The organism is Arhodomonas sp. SL1, from assembly GCF_052060015.1.
Taxonomy (GTDB): Bacteria; Pseudomonadota; Gammaproteobacteria; order Nitrococcales; family Nitrococcaceae; genus Arhodomonas.
This window is the reverse complement of sequence record NZ_JBPODZ010000001.1, coordinates 126,011-144,891: the sequence shown is the minus strand read 5'-3', so window position 1 is coordinate 144,891 and position 18,881 is coordinate 126,011. Positions and strand designations below refer to the sequence as shown.

Here is an 18,881-nt window from a genome sequence, read left to right as displayed (position 1 = left end):
CTCAGCCCGGCGACGGCACGTCCGCCTCGTGCCCCTGGCCGCGACCACAGCGATAGAAGGCCGCCGCAAAGCCCGCGGCCAGCAACAGGATGAGCATAGTCCGGTTGGTGCCGTGGTCGACGTGAATGGCGAGGGTGAGCATGGTGACTGCGGCGGTAAAGCAGGCCACCAACCCCAGCGCCCAGGAAACCGGCCAGACGCCCTCCCGCGCCGCGGCCAGGGTGGTCCACACGAAGCCAACAAACAGCAGCGTAAACAGCGCCAGGCCCACCAGGCCGAAGCCCACCGCCACCGTGGTCAGCATGCCCGGGTAGTGACCCTGCCCGTCGGCGAGCAACCCGGCTCTGGCGGGCGGATGCTTCCAGCCGTGGCCGATCAGGGGGCGTTCGACGAGCTCCCCGGCCGCGGCCCTCATCAGCCAGAGGCGTTCCGCGGTCGCCGGATGCACCTCCCCCGCCGCCCGCGGGCGGTCATCCAGGTAAAGCAGCGCCGCCTGAACGGGTTCGGCCACCGCCGTGCGCACGGGCCCTTGGTCGGCCACGAGCTGCCAGGAACCCAGCGCCACGGCGGCCACCAGGGCCACACCCCCGGCCAGGCCGAGCCACTCGCTCCGGCCATAGTGGAAGGCCACGGCCCCGGCACCGAGCACCAGGATACCCGCCACCGTGCCGATCCAGGCGGTAACGTAAAACGAGCCCACCAGGATGATCACCAACGGCACGCACAGCACGCCGGCCACGGCCAGCGCGAACCGCGCCCGCCAGCCCCGGCCGAGCCGCGGCACCGCGCGGAGCATGATGGCGAGCAGCAGTAGCAGCGCCACCACCTGGGCGAGACCGAGCCGGGCATTCGCGCCCCAGGCCAGGGGATCCCCGAGCACGCCGGCCCGCAGGTCCCCCCAGCGGGCATCCTGGACGAAGGCCACCAAAAGCCCGGCGGCGAGGGCGCCGAGTAGCCACAGCCGGTGGCTACGCAGGCGCAGCAACCACCAGCCCAGGGGGATGCTGTAGAGACCGGTCAACGGCAGCAGGTGGGTCCACAGGGAATGGTCCTCCACCGCCCCGACACCGCCGCGGAGGAGCAGGAACGCCGCCACTACTAACGCCAGCCCTGCCAGGGGCGTGCGGCGCAGATCCGCGAGAAAGGCCCGCCCGTCCAGGGCAGTAGCCAGATACACCAATGCAAGGCCGGCAAGGGACAGGCCCACCGAGACCGGCGCGCAGAACACCGCCACATAGAAGCCGACCAACGCTCCGCGGCGGACCGGCACCTGGTTCACATGGGCGTCCTGATAGACGCGATTGAGCCGGCGCAGGGCCCCCACGGTGCGCCAGGCATGGCGGATGAACACGTAGTGCCCGACGAGCACCCCGAGCAGCGCAACCGCCAGCAGCCAGTCCGGCACCCCGGCCAAGCCACCGAGGATGCCGATGCCCCCCGCGGCGAGGCTGATGCCCACCAGGCAATAGCTCGCTTCCCCGGGCGTGAACCCGGCGCGCAGGAACAGGTGGTGGAGATGATCCCGATCCGCGGAGAAGGGATGGCGGCCGCGGAGCACACGCCGAACCATCAGGCTGAGGGTGTCGATCACCGGCACCGCCACCACCCACAGATAGGCCACCGGGCTGATCACTGCGGCCTCCACCTGGGAAAGCCCGACGATGCACCAACCGAGGGCCAACCCCAGGCTCATGCTGCCGGCGTCGCCGAGGAAGACCTCCGCCCGTGGCCGCCACGGCAGACGGGCATTCAGCAGCAAGAACGCGGCCACGGCGGCAAGCAGAAGACCTGACACCGCCATATGCAGGGACTGCCCTTGCAGGCCCGCCAGCAGCAGCAGCCAGCCGAATCCACCGAGCACTACCCCGCCGGCGAGACCGTCCAGTCCGTCGAGCATGTTGACGGCATTGATCAGCCCCACCAAGGCGAAGATAGTAAAGGGAACCGCAGCGGGGCCCAGGGAGACCGTGCCGATGCCAGGCAGCGCGCCCACGCGTTCGATGGCGACGCCACCCCAGATCACCACCAGGGTGACCACGGCCACCTGGCAGCCCAGCTTGGTGATGCCGCGCATGCCGCGGGCATCATCGACGATGCCCAGCGCAAGCAGCGCGGCCATGCCGGTCACCAGGGGTGCGGCCGCCGGCACGATCCCATACCCCGCAGGGAGGCCGACCAGCAGCCCGACGAAGATGGCGATACCGCCGACCAGGGGGATCTCACCGCGATGCTGCTTCCGCCCGCCGGGATGGTCCACCAGCCCCAGGGCGGGCGCCACCGGCTTCAATGCCTGTATCGCGGCCAGGACAGCGGCAAACGCCACCAGTGCGCCGATAACAGGGAGGTCTTCCATTGTGCCCCCAAACTCGATCCGATGAGCCCATCCCCGGCGCAGGGGCGCCGCGGCGCACCTGCAGGAATCACGATCGTTTCTTGTTTCGTATAATATACTTCAACGATGTGATGCAATGCACACCGGACTGATGGAAGGGGACCGCATGGGACGCTGGTACGCCGTACAATGCAAACCGGGTCAGGACGAACGCGCTGAAACCCACCTCGCCAATCAGGGCTACCACATCTACCGCCCCCTCGCCCGGGTGCGCGGCCGCCGTAACGGCAAGCCCGTGGACCGGGTGGAGTCGCTGTTCCCGCGCTATCTATTCATCGAGCTCGAGGCCGGCACCGACAACTGGGCGCCGATACGCTCCACCCGCGGGGTCAGCGGCATCGTCCGCTTCGGGGAACGTCCGGCCCCGGTGCCGGATGGGGTGATCGAGGAGCTACGCGGACGCCTCACCGACCAGGAAGGTACCGTCGACCTGCGCCCGTTCCAGCGTATGCAGCCCAACCAGCGGGTACGCATCGAGTCCGGCCCGTTCGCCGGCTATGAGGCCCTGTTCCAGGCCGCCCGCGGGGAGGACCGCGTCCTCGTACTCCTCGAGGTCATGCAGCGCAGTCAGCGCCTGACCGTCTCCGCCGACGCCGTAACCCCCGTAGACCGGTAGGATCCTGCCCCGCAGGCGAATCATTCGCGCGCGAGGCGCGCCCCTACACCCGGAACACCCCGCCGTAGGAGCCTGCCCTGCAGGCGAATTCCCACCAACGAAAACGGCGCGCCCCGAAAAGGGACGCGCCGCCGCCGCTTACCCGCACGCTGCAGAACGCCAGCGTAGGGCGCATGGAGCGAAGCGCAATGCGCCTCACCCGCTAAACCGGCAATCAGGGGCTGGCGAGGTCGTCGCCGTCGTCGTCGTCCACCAGCACCTCATTGCCGCCAGCGGTAACCGCCACGGTGGTGCCCACAAGGGTAAGCAGCTCGCCCCCGCTGAGGCCGAAGGGGCCGATCACCGCGCGGCCCTCACCGCCCCCGCCGGCGCCCTCCACCTGCGCGGCGATGAGCTCGCCGCTGCTACCATCGATGCTGACGGACTCACCGGCACTGACTACGCGGGTGCTGCCACCACGGGTCACCTCCATGTCACCGCTGCGGGCGCTGACGTTGACCTTGCCGGACTCGTCCACCGACACCCAGCCGGTGATCCGTTGCTCGTCACCCGAGCTCACCGGCTTGATGGCATCCCCGACGGGCTCAAGCGTGCTGCCGCCGGCGTCGATGGTCAGCGAAGACTCCGGGGAGACCGAATACGCCAGGGAGCCTTCGGAGAGATCCACGGAGTAGCGGCCGGCCTCGCCCTCGATGCGCGCCCGGGTCTGCGGCCCGAGGGCCAGGCGATCACCCCCGTCGAGGCGTAGCACCGCCGAGCCATTGTCCCTGGTCCGAATGCGCTCGCCGGAGACATAGGCGTAGCTGGTGTCGGACAGGCGCACCGGAGCGCCGCTTTCCTCGGCGCGGACCTGGGCGGAGCCCCGCACTTCCAAGTCACCCAGCACCGATACATCCGCTGCCTGGGCCTGGAAGCCCAAAACCAGCGGGGCGACAACGGCACCGGCGAGGGTGGCGATCCGCTTATTCTTCATGACGAGCGCTCCTGCTTACGTATCCTTCCACGCACAGCGTAGTACAGCCGTGCGCTCGATCCAACCGCGACGTGTGATGTAGTCCCCAGGATCCAGGCCCCCGTAGGAGCCTGCCTCGCAGGCGAATTCTGCCGGCCCTTCGCGCGCAAGGCGCGCCCCTACCTGGCACCGAGGAGGCGGCGCCACCAGGACGGGCGCGGGCGGCGGGCCTCCACGGCCTCCGCCACCAAACGGCGCAGGCGTTTGCGCTCCGGGGCCTCGCCGGCGAGGAGCGCGGCGGGGATGACCTCGGTGATCTCGGCGGCCACCGCCTCGCCGAGCCACTCCGCCACCACCGCCCGGCCCTCCCCGATACACGGCGTCCGCCCGTAGGGCCGGTGGCCGTCGGAAGCGAGCACGTGGACCAGCCCCTCGGCGAGCATGGCGGCGGCGGCGTCCCGGGCGCTGTGACCAAAGCGACCGGTGAAGCTCTGGGCGGTGACCTGGACCAGGCAACCCATCTCCACCCAGCGCCGCACCGGGGCGATGTCCTGCTGCAAGGGCCGGGAGCGCTCGGGATGGGCGATGATCGGCGTCACCCCCTGGACCAGGCATTCGGAGAGGATGGCCTCCATCCCCACGGGCAGGTGGTGCACCGGCGGCTCCACCAGCACCGCCCGGCCCCGGTCGGCGACGGTCATGGCGGAGCCGTCCGCCACCGCCTGGGGGAGCTCCGGGGTCAGATGCACCTCCGAGCCCGGATGCAGGCGCAGGGCGATGGCCGCATCCGCCACCGCCGCTTGCAGCTCCGCCAGGGCCGCGCGTACCGTCGCCGCATCCGTCCGATAGCGGCCATTGAGGTGGTGCGGGGTCACGGTGGCGTCGGTGATGCCGTCCGCCGCCGCGAGTCGCGCCATCTCCAGGCTCTGCTCCAGCTCCTTGGGGCCGTCGTCGATGCCGGGCAGATAATGGGCGTGCAGGTCGATCATGGTCCCCTCACCGCCGTACCGGCCGCAGCAACAGCCCGATGTAGCAGGCGATCACCAGCTGCGTACCGGTCATGTGCCAGCTGAAGTCCACCAGCGCCACCACCGCCGCCGCGGCCAGCCCGCCATACACCGGCGCCCGCAGCCGGGTGAGCGTCGCGCGACGCAGCAGCGCCCCCGCCACCAGGGCCAGGAGCGTCAGGCCCAGCACCCCGGTCTCCAGCCACCACTGCAGCAGGTCATTGTGGGCGTAGGAGTAGCGCGAGGTCAGCTCCGCCGTCTGCACGGTGCGGAACACCGTCTCGAAGCTGCCCAGGCCAGTTCCGGCGATCCAGTGCACCGCCGGCAGCTCGGCGAGCATCAACTGCCAGACCTCCCAGCGGCTGGAATCCATCCCGAGCTCGGCGAAGCGCTCCAGCATCACCGCCGGCCCGTACCAGAGCAGCACCAGCACCACCAGCGCGGCCACCCCCGCCGTGGCCCAACGCCGGCGCGGCCCCGGCTCGATGTCGCGGTACAGCCACAGGTAGCCCGCCACCAGCAAGGCCACCACCCCGGCGATGGCCCCCTGGCGGCTGCCCGTCGCCATCATCGCGATCACGACAAGGGCCACCGCGAGGGTCATGGTCGCGACCCGCGTCACCGTGGGCAACCGCCCGAGCCCGGGTACCTCCCGCAGCCACCACACCAGGATGGCCATGGGACCGGTGAGGGTCATGTAGGCGCTGTAGAGGTTGCGGTTGGTGAACGTGCCGGTGACCGCGTCCGGGCTGATCCGCTCCCAGATCCCGAGGACGGTGGTGCTGTCGCCGGCATGGGCCAGCAGCCCGTAGAAGGCCTGGAACAGCGCCGACGCCGCCACCGCCAGGCACAGCCAGCCGAGATACCGGGAGGGCATCACCCGCACCGTATAGGCGGCCGTCCACAGTGCCAGGAACACCGCCCAGCCGAGCAGCGTCATCCCCGGGTTCGGCGACCACCTGACCGGGATCGGACCGGACGCGGCCCACAGCGCCTCGGGATACGGCCCGAGCAGCCGGGCCAGCGCCGGCAACGGCACCAGTTGCAGCAGCAGGTACACACTGAAGACCACCGCCACCGCCGGCCACAGACGGCGTTCCCAGGGGCCCAGCCGCCGCGAAGGGCCGTCCCAGAGCTGGAGCACCAGCACCGCCGCCATCGCCACGACCAGTACGACATCGGCGAGATAGCCCGGCAGGAACGGCGTCCGCCCCCCCAGGAACACCGGCAGCACCGGGATCAGGACCACCAGCACCGCCAGGCTCAGGCGCTGGCGCCAGTGCGGCCGGTCCCGGTTACCGGCCAACGCCGTCGCCCCCCAGTGTGCCTCCGCCATCCGCTCGCTCCCCCTATCCGTCCACCGGGTAGCGGATCGCCGCCACCTTCCAGGCGCCGTCCTCCCGGCGCAGGCGGTAGGTGATCGGCCCTTCACCACGGGCCTCGCGCCCATCGTCGTAGGTCAGCGTCATCGCGTAACGACCGGACAGCCGCACCACGCCGTCGCGGATATGTTCCGCCTCCAGCTCCAGCTCGAGGCCCCGCTCGCGGGTCTGATCGAAGAGCCCGCCGTAGGCCTCGCGGAACCAGTCCCGCCCGCGGTTATCATTCTCCCGAACCCCCGCCGTCACGAGCTTCACAAGGGCCTCCGCGTCACCACCCTCGAAGCGTTCCCGGAATCGGGCCATCACCGACCGGGCCCGCTCTTCGGGGGACGGCACGGGCTCCGCGGCCAGGATCGTTTCCGGCTCCGCCGGCTGGGGCGGCGCTGGGCCCGGGTTCCGCTCCCCCGCTGGGGCCCCTGGCGTGTCGGCGGGTTGGCGCTCCGGCTCCTGGCGATTATCCAGTGGCTCCCGCTCGGGCTCGGGCTCGGGCTCGGGCTCGGGCTCAGGCTCAGGCTCAGGCTCGGGCTCGGGCTCGGGTTCAGGCTCGGCAACAGCCTGCTCTGTCGGGGTCCCCTCCGCCGCCGAAACCGCCGGCCGCAGGCTCCCCCCCTGACTCAACGCCAGCCGTACCGCCAGTGCCGCCACCCGGACCTCGTCGGCGAGCTCCGGCGACATCCCACCCCGGGCCGCGTCATTCTCATCCGGCGGTGCCTCGGATGCTCCCTCAGCCGATGCAGCACCCGGCGCCGGGTCTCCGCTACGGACCACCACCTGCACCGGTTTCGCCGCCGGAATCACCGGCCAGGGCGCGGCCGCGAGGCGATCCACCATGGCCAGGTCGAGCAACGCGGGGCCACGGCCCGGCGCCTCCGTGGCCGAGTTGCGAGGCACCGTGCCGGCGGCCTTATCGCGCTCGCCGGCAGCGCCCCCCTCCGCCACCGGTGGCGCGTCCGGGACCATCGCCTCGGGCGGCGGCAGGCGCTGGGCATAGAGGTAGACGATGGGAATGGCACACACCAGTGCCGTCAGCGCCAGGATCTTCTGGGGCAGGAAGCGGGTGCCGGCCAAGGGGGCCAGCGCGCGCATGAGCCACTCCCGGGGCCGGGCCGCCGGTGGCCTCGTCCGGCCGGCCCCGGGCGGGGGCGCGCCGGTCACCACCCCAGGCCCGGCGGCGTTGCCGCCGCGGGATTCACCGCGGCCGTCCCCGGCCGTGCTGTCGACAGGCGTCTCCCACCGGTCGGCAGGGGCGACACGGAAGGCGGTGTAGGCGGCGTTCACCGATTGGGCCCGGGGGCCGAGCCAGTCGGCGAGCTCGGGATAGCGGTCGGGATGGTAGGTGCGGCTCAGCAGCCGAAAACGCGCCCGGCGCTCGTCGGCACCGCCGTAAGGAGGGATGACCTCGGTGTCCACGAACAGCCAGCGGTCCAGGGCGTGATAGACCCGCCGGACCCGCTCCGGATGCTCCCGCGGATCGCCGAGCACGGCATGGGCGGTCGCGGCCTCGCCGCTGCGGGCCCCGCAGAGCCAGTGGAGCAGCGCCGGGACGCACTCCCGTGGGAGCTCCGCGCTACGCCCGTCCCGCAGGGCCTCCAGATCCGCTTGCCGACACTGCCCGCTCATGGCTCCAGCGCGATATCGTCCAGGTAGAGATCGCCGCCGATGAAGCGATCCAGATTATCGGTGGGATCCCGCCGCAGCTCCACCCGGATCAGCTCCATCCCCTCGGGCACGGTAAACGTGGCGGAGAACGGCTGCCAATCCCAGCTGCCGTAGCGCGGGGCCTCGATGCGTGCCAGGCCCTCGCGCCGCTCCGCGCCCTCGCCGATCACCCGCCAATAAGGGAGGGAGCGGGTGGTGAGTCCGTCCGAGCGCCACTGGCCGGTCAGCCGATACTCCTCGCCGGGTGTGACCACCACGTACTGCCGCGGCGTGCGCAGCCGGAGGTTGTGCTCGCCGTCAAAGGCCAGGCGCAGGGCGGCCTCGCCGGAGTTCGCGTCGCCCTCGTCGCGTTCGACGCGTACGCCTTCCGGGGCACGCACCTGCCAGTCGAAGGGCACCCGCCCGGCGAGGGGCGACTCGAACCCGCCGTTGGAGACCGCGCCGGCCGCGAAGCCCGGCTCCGCCGCGCGCCAGACACGCACCGCCTCCGCCACGCGCCGGTCCCGCAGCAGCCGGCCGGCGTAATCGGCGGCGATGGTCGCATCCCCCCTGAGCCCGGGCGGCAGCCGTTCCCAGACCGCGGCGGCCAGGGGCCAGTCCCGCCAGCGCGCCGCCTGCCCCAGCAACCGCTCCAGCGCAGGGAGATGCGCCCCCACCACTCGATCCACCACCGCACCGGGCCCCGCCACCCAGCGCCGGGCGCTCAGCACCGCATTGGCCACATGCCGCGGCCGCAGGTGCACATAATCGCGGAGATAGCCCACGGCCTCGTCCACCCGCCCCGAGCGCAGCGATAGCATGGCGGCGTCCCAGTGGAGATCGGCATCGCCGGGTTGGAGGGTAACGGCGAGGCGCAGACGCTCGCCCACGGCCTCCGTATCACCGGCGGCGTGTGCCAGGCGCGCCCGCCCCAGCCACAGGCCCGGGGCCAGTGGGTAATGACGGCCCAGCTCGGAGAGGATCCCGCTACGGGCGTCCCGCTCCTCCAGCGCGTTCAGACTGCGTTGGGCGGCCGCAATCCAGGCCGGGCCACCCAGCGGTTGCCAGCGCCAGGCGACGTCGAAGGCGGCCTCCGGCTGCGCGGAGAGCGAGCGCTGAATGCCCACGTAGCCGGCCCCGGCCACCGCCGCCATGGCCAGGGCGACACCCACCAGCACCAGACGCCGCAGCCACTGCCCCATAGGCCCGGGGCCGGTCAGACCCCGTCGGGGCCGCCACTGCGGCGACTGGCGTTCTCCGCCCGGGCCGGCAGGCCGGCACCGCCGTCCCCCGGTTCGCCATAGGCGTAGTAGTAATTGCTGGTGTAGTAGTTGTAGTCCGGGCTGGAGAGATCCACTGCGTTGAGCGCCCCGCCGAGCAGCGGCGCGCGGACCTGGCGCAGCCGACCCGCCGCGTAGCGCAGGCTCTCCTTGGTGGTCTTGCCGCCGGAGGCGATGAGCACCACCCCGTCGGCGCTGCGGGAGAGCACCAGGGCATCGGCCAGCCCCAACACCGGGGCGCTATCGATGATGATGTGATCGAAGAGCTCGCCGACGTCGTCGAGCACTGCGCGCAGCCGCTCCGGCGCCAGCAGCTCCGCCGGATTGGGCGGGACGGTGCCGCTGGGCAGCACGTAGAGGTTGCGCACGTTGGTGGGGTGGATGCAGTTCATCCCCGCCAGGTTGCGCCGGGCAATGCGCTCGGTTAGCCCGGGCACCTGGGCGATATCAAAGATGCGGTGCATCCGCGGCTTGCGCAGGTCCGCATCCACCAGGAGCACCCGCTCGCCGTTCTGGGCCAGCACACAGGCCATGTTGGTGGCGGCGGTGGTCTTGCCCTCGCCCGCCCCGGGGCTGGTGATGAGCAGCCGCCCCGGCATGCCCTCCGGTGAGGAGAACATCAGGCTGGTACGCAGGGAGCGGAAGGCCTCGGAGACCTCCGACTGGGGCTGGGTGATGCTGTAGAAGGCCAGCTCGTCGGCCTCCACGTCCGCGGCGCGCCGCCCGCGCCCCTTCTTCGCCCGCGGCACCAGGCCCAGCGAGGGCAGGTGGGCGATCTGCTCCAGGTCCTCCGGCCGGCGCACGGTGTTGTCCAGGAACTGCAGCAGGAACGCAATGCCTGTGCCGCCAAAGACGCCGAGCACCAGGGCCAGGGAGGCGTTCAGCGTCATGTTCGGCTTGAACGGGTTCCGCGGCACCCGAGCCTCGTCGATCACCGCGATGTTGTTCTCCTTCACGCCCGCGGCGACGCCGATCTCCTTCATACGCTGGAGCAGGCCATTGTAGAGCTCTTCGTTGGTCTCCACCTCGCGCTTCAGGATGTTGTACTGCACCCCGCGCTGGTTGAGGGTGAGCAGCTGCCCCTCCTGGGCCTGAATGGACTCCTTGATCGCCTCCTCCTGCTGCACCAGCCCCTCGTGGCGGCTGATGATGCTCTCCTTGATGCGGGCCGTCTCCTGGCTGATCTGCTGTTCGAGTTCGGTGATGCGCTTCTGCAGCTCCACCATCCGGGGATACTCCGGCTTGAACTTGCCGGAGAGCTCCGAGTACTCGGAGCGCCGCTCCACCAACTGCTCCTGCAAGGTATTAAGGATCTCGCTGTTGACGATCTCCGGCAGGGAGTCGCCGTTGCCGTTCCGGATCCGGTCATACTTCACCTTGGTGGCCAGCTTCTCCTGCTGGACCTCAGTGAGCTTGGTCTCCAGCTGGGCGAGCTTCTCGTTGGCGAGTTCGATGCGCGAGTCCAGGTCGGCGATGCCACGCTCCTTGGCAAAGTCCTGCAGCTTCTGATCGGAACGCTCCAGCTTCGCCTGCATATCCGCGAGCTGACTCTGCAGGAACTCCCGCGCCTCGTCGCCGGCGTCGTAGTTGCGCTGCAGGTTGGCATCGATGTATTCGTCCACCAGGGTGTTGCTCACCCGGGCGGCGAGCGCCGGGTCGAAGCTCTCGAAGCTCACCTCCACCAGCTTGGAATCCCCCACCGGGGTGACGGTGAGCTTCTGGCGCAGGCGTTGCACCACCATCGCGCGGCGCTCTTCGGGGGTGGGTGCCTCCTCCTCGGCGGCCGCGTCGCCCTGGTCGGCGAACACCTGGGAGACCACCTGCTTAAGCTGGCCGATGCCCGCCATTACCCCGCGCTGGCCGATCTCGCCATTGAGCTCGGGGTTGTCGACCAAGCCCAGATCTTCGACCACAGTGCTGGCCAGGGAGCGGCTCTTGAGGATCTCGTACTGGGTGGCGTAGAAGTTGCGCTCGCGCCCCCCTCCACCGCCGGTGCCCTCGAGATCCTGGTATTCGAGGATCTGGGAACCCTGTTCGTTGATCTGCACGGTGGCGGTGGCCTTATAGACCGGACGCATCAGCGCGGTGGCGACCACCGTCGCCGTCACCACCAGCGCGGTGAAGCTGATGATGGTCCACTTGTGCTTGCGGATGGTCAGCCACAGGTCCGCAAGACTAATCTCATCGTCGTCGTACTCCGGCGGCACCATTCCGCCTGGCTGGGTCAGCGCCCGACCGCCACCCGTTTCGGTGGGGTAACGGCCCTCATAGCGCTGCAGGTGATGGTGCTGGTCCCGGTCGTCGTCTGAACGCATAATCAGCTGCTCTCCGGCAAAATTCCGTTTACCCGGTGGGGATCGGGCGTCAGTTGAGGGAATAGCCGAAGCCGAAGATCCCCTTGGCGGTATTTGCGATACCCTGCAATGCGGATTTCACGCCGCTCGCCTCCACCACCACAACATCGCCGTCACGCAGCTGAAGCCCCCGGTCCGGATCCTTCCGCAGCGTATTGATATTGAACCCGCCGAACTCTTCCGCACCGCCTCCGTCGCCGCTGGCACGAAGGACCCGGATGCCGGAATCCTTCGCCTTGAACTGCAACCCTCCAGCCATGGTGACGGCCTGTAGCACCGAAGTCTCGCCCTGCAGCGGATAAACGCCGGGCTTCTCGACGGCCCCCTCCACGTAGATCACGCCGGCCTCGGGGACGTTGATCACGGCACCGTCACTGAGGGTCAGGTCCGGCGTGTCTTCCGCCCCACTACCCCCCGCCAGAACCTCATCGAGGCTGACCACCAGGTTGCGGCGGATCTTCCCCTCACCGTCCGGGTTATCCACGCGGTCGTTGACATAGACCATCCGGCCCGCCTTCTCCGTGAGCCCGCCGGCTAGCGCGAGTGCCTCAAGCAGCCCCAACCGGCGCTGCACCGAGTAGACCTGGGGCTTCTGCACGGACCCGAGGACGGTGATGCGCAGGCTCCGGTATTCCTTGACCAGCACGCTCACCTGGGGGTCACGCAGATAGGACTCCTCATAGCGGTCGGCGATGAGCTCCGAGGCCCCCTGGACGGTCTTGTCCGCCACATTCACCTCGCCGATGAGCGGCAAGGTGACCATGCCGTCGCCGTCGATGCGGACCTCCCGGGCAAGCTCCGGCACACCGAGGACAGTGATCTCAATGAGATCGTCACGGCCGAGGCGGTAGGATTCCCGCTCCCGCTGGATCGGATCGCCGCCCCCGCCCATGGCGGACTGCACGGCGAGTTGCTCGTTGAGCTTGTCCACCCGTGCCTGCTGGGAGCGATCCTGCTGAAAATCCGAGGCCGCGGTCCCGGCAGTGGGCTGGCCGGCACAGCCCGCAAGAACAACCGCCAGGGCGAGCAACACCAGCCACACCAACATCCTTGCCGGAGCCATCCCTGTAGGACCCGGCCTCGCCGGCGATACACGAGTGCCGTCGCACATATCCCTGCGCCCCCATAGCCACGTGGCAGATTAGCCCGGTGGCACCGCGCCACCGTTATCTGTGCGTTAGTTTAACAGAAAGCCGAAAAAGGCCCGAAGGTCGACCATCGTCACACCCGACGAACGACATGACGTTCGCATCGTAGGGGCATGCCTCGCGCGCGAGACGCACTCCTACACCCGGATCGACCCCCGCAGCCGTAGGAGCCTGCCCTGCAGGCGATACGAACCCATCTTGTTCACCCCCTTAGGCTCCTGTACTGTACGTACAGGACAAGGAGGACGACATGGAAAAGATTGGATCCGAAGCCGCCCGACGCCAATTACCGGAGCTATTGGACCGGGCCCATAGCGGCGAGCCTTCCCTCATCATGAAACGGGGTAAGCCCTACGCCGTCCTTGCATCCCCGGACCAGTACCGGCTGCCATCCGCACAGGGCGGCTTACTCGGTTTGCGCGGCTCCGGGGCAGGGCTTTGGGGGGAGAGGCCCGCCGACACGGTGGCCGCCCTACGGGAAGAGTGGGACTGATGGAGGCCTCCGAGCTCCCCGAGGGCGCATGGGTCACCATCGATACCGCACCCATTATCTACCTGATGGAGGACCACCCGACCCTCCTCGAGCCCTATCTCCCGGTTTTCGAGCGCATCGAGGCAGGCACCCTCCATGGCGTGGTATCCACCGTAACATTAGCGGAATTCCTGACCGGCCCCCTGCGCAACGGCGACGAGATCCTTGCCGATCGCTACTACCAAAGCCTGCTAAACAGCCACAACTGGCACGTCCAGGCGGTCGACGCCCCGTTATCCTTCACGGCCGCGCGCATCCGAACGCGATACGGTCTCAAGCTACCGGATGCGATTCAGGTAGCCACCGCCATCCACACCAGCTGTTCAGCGCTTGTCACCCATGACCGGGACTTCACCACCGTCACGGAGATCCCCATCCTGAACAGTGCCACGTAGCGAACCCTACCGCTGAAGAACTTCACCACCCGACCGCCCCCCGTAGGCACCTGCCTCGCAGGCGACTCTTCGCGCGCAAGGCGCGCTCCTACACCCGCATCGATCCCGCAGCCGTAGGAGCCTGCCCTGCAGGCGAACATTCCCGCGCAAGGCGCGCTCCCACACCCGGACGGAATCGCGCGCTACGGCAGCATCTCCGGCCGGAAGTCCACGCTCCGGTCAACGGTCTCCCCCGAGACCATGAACACGCCATCACCGCTGTAGTGTACTGTCCGCGGCCGTTCCGGCACCGGCTTCACCCAGGCCCGCACAATCTCCCAGACGAAGAAGTTGTAGTCCGCGACCAGGCGGTCCTCGGCCAGCCGGCACTCGAACGCCGCGTGGCACTCGCCGATCCGCGGTGCCGCCACGGCCTCCGCCGGTTCCGCGCTGAGGCCGAAGCGCTCGAACTTATCCACCACGGCACCGCTGGTATTGCCCACGCCCACGACCGCGTCGAGCAACTCCAGGGTCGGCAGGTTGATGACGCACTCACCGGCTCCGCGGATTAACTCGAAGCTGTAGTTGCCCGCGGAGATCATGCAGCCGACCAGCGACGGCGAGAACTCCATCACCGTGTGCCAGCCGAGCGTCATCACGTTGCGCTGGCCCGCCCACGCCGACGACACCAGCACCACCGGGCCCGGTTCCAGATAGCGCCGCGCTCGCTCCACGGGATATGGCTGCCAGTCATTCCCTGTCATGGCGATTTCTCCCCGCCTCGCTGCGGGCCGAGTATCCGACTCCGGGCTCCAAAGCCCACGTCATGATGGGGACGTGCTCCAAACGGTATGGACCTGCAGACCGGGAACGGCCATGAAATCGGCGTCGATGGCGAGGGGCGGTGTCTCCCCGGCAGCGGTTCAAAGTGTACCTAGCGCCTCGCGCACGGCAGCCTGGACCGCGGCATCTGATCCCCCAAGACCTGCCCCCCGGGACGCGAGGGCTGCCTAGACCTTCCCCGCTAGCTCCGCGGGCGGTTCCGGCAACTCCCGAAACAGCCGCCAGAACAGCTGGCTACCGGGGAACGCCACCACCCAGGCAGTCAGCGCAATGAGCAGGAAATAGTGCAACAGGTTACCGTGGCGCACGTACCAGAGCTCCAACTCCCCCTTGTAGGGCATGATCACCTCATCGTAGAGGCGATCGGGGTCGTCGGTGCCCTCGTACATCTCCTCCTCGCCGCGAAAGACGATAGAGCCGACCCCGGAGAGCCCCGGCCGCACCTTGACGATCTCGGCCTGCGCCTCCGGCGGGAAGGCCTCGAAGCAACGCCGGGTCTGCGGCCGCGGGCCGATGAGACTCATATCCCCCTTGAGGATATTGATCAGCTGCGGCAGCTCGTTGATCTTGGTCTTGCGCAGGAATCGCCCGAAGGGCAGCACCCGCGGGTCGTTGGTCACCGTCACCGTGCCGGTGCCCATGTTGGGGCTGTCCTTGAGCATGGTGGCGAACTTGAGCAGCCCGAACGGCGCCCCGCCCTTGCCGATCCGCTCTTGGCGAAAGAAGATCTCGCCCTCGCCGGTACCGCGCAGGATTATCACCACCGGAATCAGCAGCGGCGCCAGCACCACCAGCGCCAGCCCCGCAAAAATCACATCAAACAATCGCTGCATACTCACATCCGGCCGTCCAGGTAACGGCCCGTCTCCTTGTGCGCGAACTCGGGGACCATCACATGGAACAGACCCACCAGGTCGGCCTTTTCCCAGGTTTCGGCGGCGCGCAGGCGCTGGATCTCGGCGAGGAAGGCGTCCAGCTTCGCGGCGTTGTAGCGGGCGGGGTTGCGGATCACCCCCACGTTCTCGAAGCGCCCCCAGTCCAGGTCCTCGCCCTCGAGGTAGAACTCCTCGAAGTCCTTTTCGCCGGTGGTGTCGCTGGCGAAGAAGTAGGAGGGCCACTGGCCACGGGCAGCCAGCTTGTCCACGCTGCGCCGCGCCTCCTCCTCGCTCTCGCAGCGCACCGCTTCATACCCCCGCGCGGCGAGGTAGCGCTCGGCGATCTCGGAGAAGGTCGTCAGGTGCAGCCGCTCGCTCAACTTGGGGAAAAAGATATCCCGGTTCTCGCCAAGCAGGCAGGAGAGCAGGCAGAGCTCCCCGGACTCCCGGTCGGTGACGAAGTAGCGGCGCACGTCATTGGGCGCGGACAGCGGCTGGCGCTTGGCCATGCGCTGGTTGAAGCCATGGAGCAGGCTGCCGTCGGAGAAGGCGACGTTGGCGAACCGCGCCATAGACACCGGCAACGTCTCGCTCTCGCGCATCAGGAACAGCTCCATGATGCGCTTGCTCGCCCCCATCATATTGGCCGGCGCGGCCGCCTTGTCGGTGGAGACGCAGAAATACTTCCCCGCCCCTTTCTCCCGCGCCCAGCGGGCCGTGCTCAGGGTGTTCTCGATGTTGACGGCCACCATGCGCATGAGGCTGTAGGGGTCCTTCTCCGAGCGCACATGCTTGAGCGCCGAGAGGTTGAGCACGTAGTCGTAGCCGCCCGCCTCCCGCATCAGGGCATCGAAGGGCACCGAGCCGGCGTCCAGGGCGAAGGTGCGGAAGTCGCCGTCGATATAGCCGATGCTGCTGCGCAGATCGCGCACGAGCTCCACGAGGTTGTTCTCGCTGATGTCCACCACATCCAGCGCGGCGGGATTGCGGCGGAAGATCTCCCGCACCACCGCCTGGCCGATGGTCCCGGCCCCGCCGATGACCAGGAAGCGCCCGCCGGCCACCCGCTCCGCCAGCAGCCCCCGGTTCTGCGCGAGGTCCTCATCAAACAAGGGCGCCTCGCGCCCGATCAAGGAAAGAACATCCATGCCTTTTCCATTGCTCCCATTGCCCTACAATTCCGCCGTAGGAGCCTGCCTTGCAGGCGATCCACACGATCCCCGCAGCTGCGTAGGTCGGATACCGCCGCAGGCGGCATCCGACATCCCTTATGTCAGCCAGCCATCCGGCACCGAAGACGGCAGATTTACCACCCGCTCCTCGAGCCACCGCGAGACCTCCAACCCGTCGTGCCAGCAGTGCCGGTACATCGGCAGCTCGGTCATCAGCCGCCAGATCGGCCGGGTCATCACCTCGCGCTCATTGGTGTAGGCCAGCAGCGCGTCACGTTCCTCCCGAGAATCGAGACGCACGGCGTTGAGCCAGTAATTCGCCGTCGTGCCCGCCCGCTCGCTCACCAACACCTCCGGCCGATCGGCAAAGAACTCGGCATAGCGCCGCGCCACCTCGCGCTTGGCCGCGAGCATATCCGGCAGCCGATCCAGCTGGGCACACCCGAGGGCGGCATTGAGATTGGGCATTCGGTAATTGAAGCCGAGCTCATCGTGGAAGAACTCGTAGCCGTGGGGCGCCTTCGCGGTGGTGGTGAGATGGCGGGCACGGGCGGCGAGCTCGTCATCGTCAGTGACGATCATCCCCCCGCCCCCGGTGGTGATCACCTTGTTGCCGTTGAAGCTCAGCGTCCCCAACCGGCCGAAGGTGCCGGTATGGTGCTCGCCCACCCAGCTGCCCAGGGACTCGGCGGCATCCTCCACCACCGGGATGCCGTAGTCCTCACAGACCGCCACCAGCTCGGCGATGCGCACCGGATGGCCAAAGGTGTGCATGGGCAGGCAGGCAACGATGCGCCGGCCAGTGGAGCGGTTGATGCAGGCCCCGCCCTCGCCGACGTCGGCATGGGCCTCCAGATAGCGGCGCACCGCCTCCGGCGAGAGCCCCAGCGTGTCCTCGTCCACATCGACGAAGACCGGCTCCGCCCCGGTATAGGCCACGGCGTTACAGGTGGCCACAAAGGTCAACGCCTGGGTCAGCACCTCGTCCCCGGGCTCCACCCCGGCCACCACCAGGGCCGCGTGCAGGGCCGCCGTGCCGTTGACCGTCGCCACCGCATGCCGCGCGCCCACGAAATCGGCCACCCGCTCCTCGAACGCCGTTACCCGCGCCCCCACGGAGGAGACGAAGTTGGAGTCCACGCAGTCGGTGAGGTAGGCCTTCTCATCCCCCTCGAACACCGGCCGGTGCAGGGGGATGAAGCCTTCCTCGCCATAGATGGCGCGGACTGCCGCAATCAGTTGCTCGTGCAAACCCACATCCCGTTCACTGTTGGTCACGCGTAGCCAGACCGCGGCAGCGTCTCACCGACCAGCGACTCCAGCCGCTCGATGGGCTCGCCGTCCAGCGCGGCGCGCCGCTTGCCGAGGACACGCTCCGGTCCCACGTCTGGCGAATGGCCTCCAACCGTCGCCATGCGATCTTGATGGCACGCCTCCGGTGAACCGCACCCCCTGTCATGAATCATGCGATTCACCCATCACCGACAAGCAGTCCTGGATGGGCATGAACAGCTGAAGCCCAGCTTGTTCGATTCGGACAAAGCCGAACTTCTCGTAAAAGGCAGCGGCACGCGGGTCCTTCGCATCCACAACGAGGCCGCCAATGGCGGTAAACCCCCGGGAGATGGTAGCCGCATCCTCAATGGCGGCGAGCAGCGCCAGTTCACCGAAGCCCTGCCCCTGGACACTCACGTCCGAAGCGAGACGGGCCATCCGCAGGAAGGGCACAGGGTGCGGGTAACTCTTCCAGGCACGCACCCCGGGCGGCGGTATGATCTCGCAGGGAGCCGTGGAGTAGTACGCCAGGATGCGTTCGGGGGCATTGATATCGACCAGCACCGTAGTACGAACAAGATGGCGTTCGTCCTGTCGCCGTGCCGTATTCCGTAGGAAGCTATTGAGCGCTTCGACCCCGCAGTCAAAGCCCGCGCGGTGGTGGTTCCTGCCCAGTTGCTGTTTCCGGATCCGGGACATGGACCTCTTCCTTGTACCGTCGCGCCACCTGCCGCAGACGGGGCAGCGGGCGTGGCGGCTGGTCCAGGGCCTCCATCATATTCTCGAAGGCCGCACGGCTGGTATTGATCCGCGTGGCCCGCTCAGTGACCTCGCCGGCACGCTCCAGCGCCGCATCCAGCAGGAACTGGGAAACGGTGGACCCCTGCAGCTCTGCCGCCTCCGCGATCTTCTGATGGATCTCAGCATTGGCGCGGGCGACCAGCCGCTTTTCCCGCCCTTTTTCACTTGCCGCTGTCATGGCGACACCTCAATGGTTATCGGACCCTTGACGACCCGCTTGTAGCTAGTGGTGCCAGATTG

17 protein-coding genes are annotated in these 18,881 nt (G+C 68.6%); 3 read left to right on the top strand and 14 right to left on the bottom strand.

All coding sequences use genetic code 11. The annotated features are described in order from the left end of the window. Position 1: 1 nt before the first annotated feature. Positions 2-2,353: a hypothetical protein gene (locus ACQ754_RS00640; protein WP_440995048.1), complete on the bottom strand. Its 2,352-nt coding sequence runs from the start codon at positions 2,351-2,353 to the stop codon at positions 2-4. A gap of 145 nt (positions 2,354-2,498) precedes the next feature. Between ACQ754_RS00640 and rfaH the strand changes: the two genes are divergently transcribed. Then, the gene (gene rfaH / locus ACQ754_RS00635) at positions 2,499-3,008 is read left to right on the top strand and encodes a transcription/translation regulatory transformer protein RfaH (protein ID WP_440995652.1); all 510 of its coding nucleotides are present in this window, start codon (positions 2,499-2,501) and stop codon (positions 3,006-3,008) included. A gap of 214 nt (positions 3,009-3,222) precedes the next feature. Here rfaH and ACQ754_RS00630 read toward each other — a convergent pair whose 3' ends face one another. From ACQ754_RS00630 to ACQ754_RS00600, 7 genes are all read right to left on the bottom strand, one after another. Further along, complete coding sequence (locus tag ACQ754_RS00630) at positions 3,223-3,981, bottom strand: FecR domain-containing protein (protein ID WP_440995047.1); 759 nt, start codon at positions 3,979-3,981, stop codon at positions 3,223-3,225. 158 nt (positions 3,982-4,139) lie between these two features. After that, positions 4,140-4,949: a tyrosine-protein phosphatase gene (locus ACQ754_RS00625; RefSeq protein WP_440995046.1), complete on the bottom strand. Its 810-nt coding sequence runs from the start codon at positions 4,947-4,949 to the stop codon at positions 4,140-4,142. A 7-nt stretch (positions 4,950-4,956) separates the two neighbouring features. Beyond that, positions 4,957-6,303, bottom strand: coding sequence for an O-antigen ligase family protein (locus ACQ754_RS00620; protein ID WP_440995045.1), 1,347 nt, complete (start codon positions 6,301-6,303; stop codon positions 4,957-4,959). 13 nt (positions 6,304-6,316) lie between these two features. Next, positions 6,317-7,969, bottom strand: a complete 1,653-nt coding sequence (locus ACQ754_RS00615) for a hypothetical protein (RefSeq protein ID WP_440995044.1) — start codon at positions 7,967-7,969, stop codon at positions 6,317-6,319. After that, entirely contained in the window at positions 7,966-9,189 is a 1,224-nt protein-coding gene (locus ACQ754_RS00610) for a tetratricopeptide repeat protein (RefSeq protein WP_440995043.1), read from the bottom strand. Before ACQ754_RS00610 ends, ACQ754_RS00615 begins: the two co-directional genes overlap by 4 nt. Positions 9,190-9,203: 14 nt before the next feature. Next, positions 9,204-11,582: a GumC family protein gene (locus ACQ754_RS00605; protein ID WP_440995042.1), complete on the bottom strand. Its 2,379-nt coding sequence runs from the start codon at positions 11,580-11,582 to the stop codon at positions 9,204-9,206. Positions 11,583-11,631: 49 nt separating this feature from the next. Beyond that, positions 11,632-12,669, bottom strand: coding sequence for a polysaccharide biosynthesis/export family protein (locus ACQ754_RS00600; protein ID WP_440995041.1), 1,038 nt, complete (start codon positions 12,667-12,669; stop codon positions 11,632-11,634). Positions 12,670-13,019: 350 nt separating this feature from the next. Here ACQ754_RS00600 and ACQ754_RS00595 point away from each other — a divergent pair, with 350 nt between their 5' ends. Both ACQ754_RS00595 and ACQ754_RS00590 read left to right on the top strand, forming a co-directional pair. Next, positions 13,020-13,262: a type II toxin-antitoxin system Phd/YefM family antitoxin gene (locus tag ACQ754_RS00595; RefSeq protein ID WP_440995040.1), complete on the top strand. Its 243-nt coding sequence runs from the start codon at positions 13,020-13,022 to the stop codon at positions 13,260-13,262. Next, positions 13,262-13,696, top strand: coding sequence for a type II toxin-antitoxin system VapC family toxin (locus ACQ754_RS00590; RefSeq protein ID WP_440995039.1), 435 nt, complete (start codon positions 13,262-13,264; stop codon positions 13,694-13,696). The genes ACQ754_RS00595 and ACQ754_RS00590 overlap by 1 nt, the downstream gene beginning before the upstream one ends. A 182-nt stretch (positions 13,697-13,878) precedes the next feature. Here ACQ754_RS00590 and ACQ754_RS00585 read toward each other — a convergent pair whose 3' ends face one another. The 6 genes from ACQ754_RS00585 to ACQ754_RS00560 all read right to left on the bottom strand — a co-directional run bounded on the left by ACQ754_RS00585 (position 13,879) and on the right by ACQ754_RS00560 (position 18,819). Further along, positions 13,879-14,439 (bottom strand): flavin reductase family protein, encoded by a 561-nt coding sequence (locus ACQ754_RS00585; protein ID WP_440995038.1) that lies wholly within the window; start codon positions 14,437-14,439, stop codon positions 13,879-13,881. Positions 14,440-14,685: 246 nt separating this feature from the next. After that, entirely contained in the window at positions 14,686-15,351 is a 666-nt protein-coding gene (locus ACQ754_RS00580) for a sugar transferase (protein ID WP_440995037.1), read from the bottom strand. A 2-nt stretch (positions 15,352-15,353) separates the two neighbouring features. Continuing rightward, positions 15,354-16,541 (bottom strand): UDP-N-acetylglucosamine 4,6-dehydratase, encoded by a 1,188-nt coding sequence (locus tag ACQ754_RS00575; protein ID WP_440995036.1) that lies wholly within the window; start codon positions 16,539-16,541, stop codon positions 15,354-15,356. A gap of 120 nt (positions 16,542-16,661) precedes the next feature. Beyond that, on the bottom strand, positions 16,662-17,816 hold the full coding sequence (locus tag ACQ754_RS00570; RefSeq protein WP_440995035.1) for a LegC family aminotransferase: 1,155 nt from the start codon (positions 17,814-17,816) through the stop codon (positions 16,662-16,664). Between the two features lie 204 nt (positions 17,817-18,020). After that, positions 18,021-18,539 (bottom strand): GNAT family N-acetyltransferase, encoded by a 519-nt coding sequence (locus tag ACQ754_RS00565; RefSeq protein WP_440995034.1) that lies wholly within the window; start codon positions 18,537-18,539, stop codon positions 18,021-18,023. After that, positions 18,484-18,819, bottom strand: a complete 336-nt coding sequence (locus ACQ754_RS00560; RefSeq protein WP_440995033.1) for a DUF1778 domain-containing protein — start codon at positions 18,817-18,819, stop codon at positions 18,484-18,486. Before ACQ754_RS00560 ends, ACQ754_RS00565 begins: the two co-directional genes overlap by 56 nt. Between the last annotated feature and the right edge of the window lie 62 nt (positions 18,820-18,881).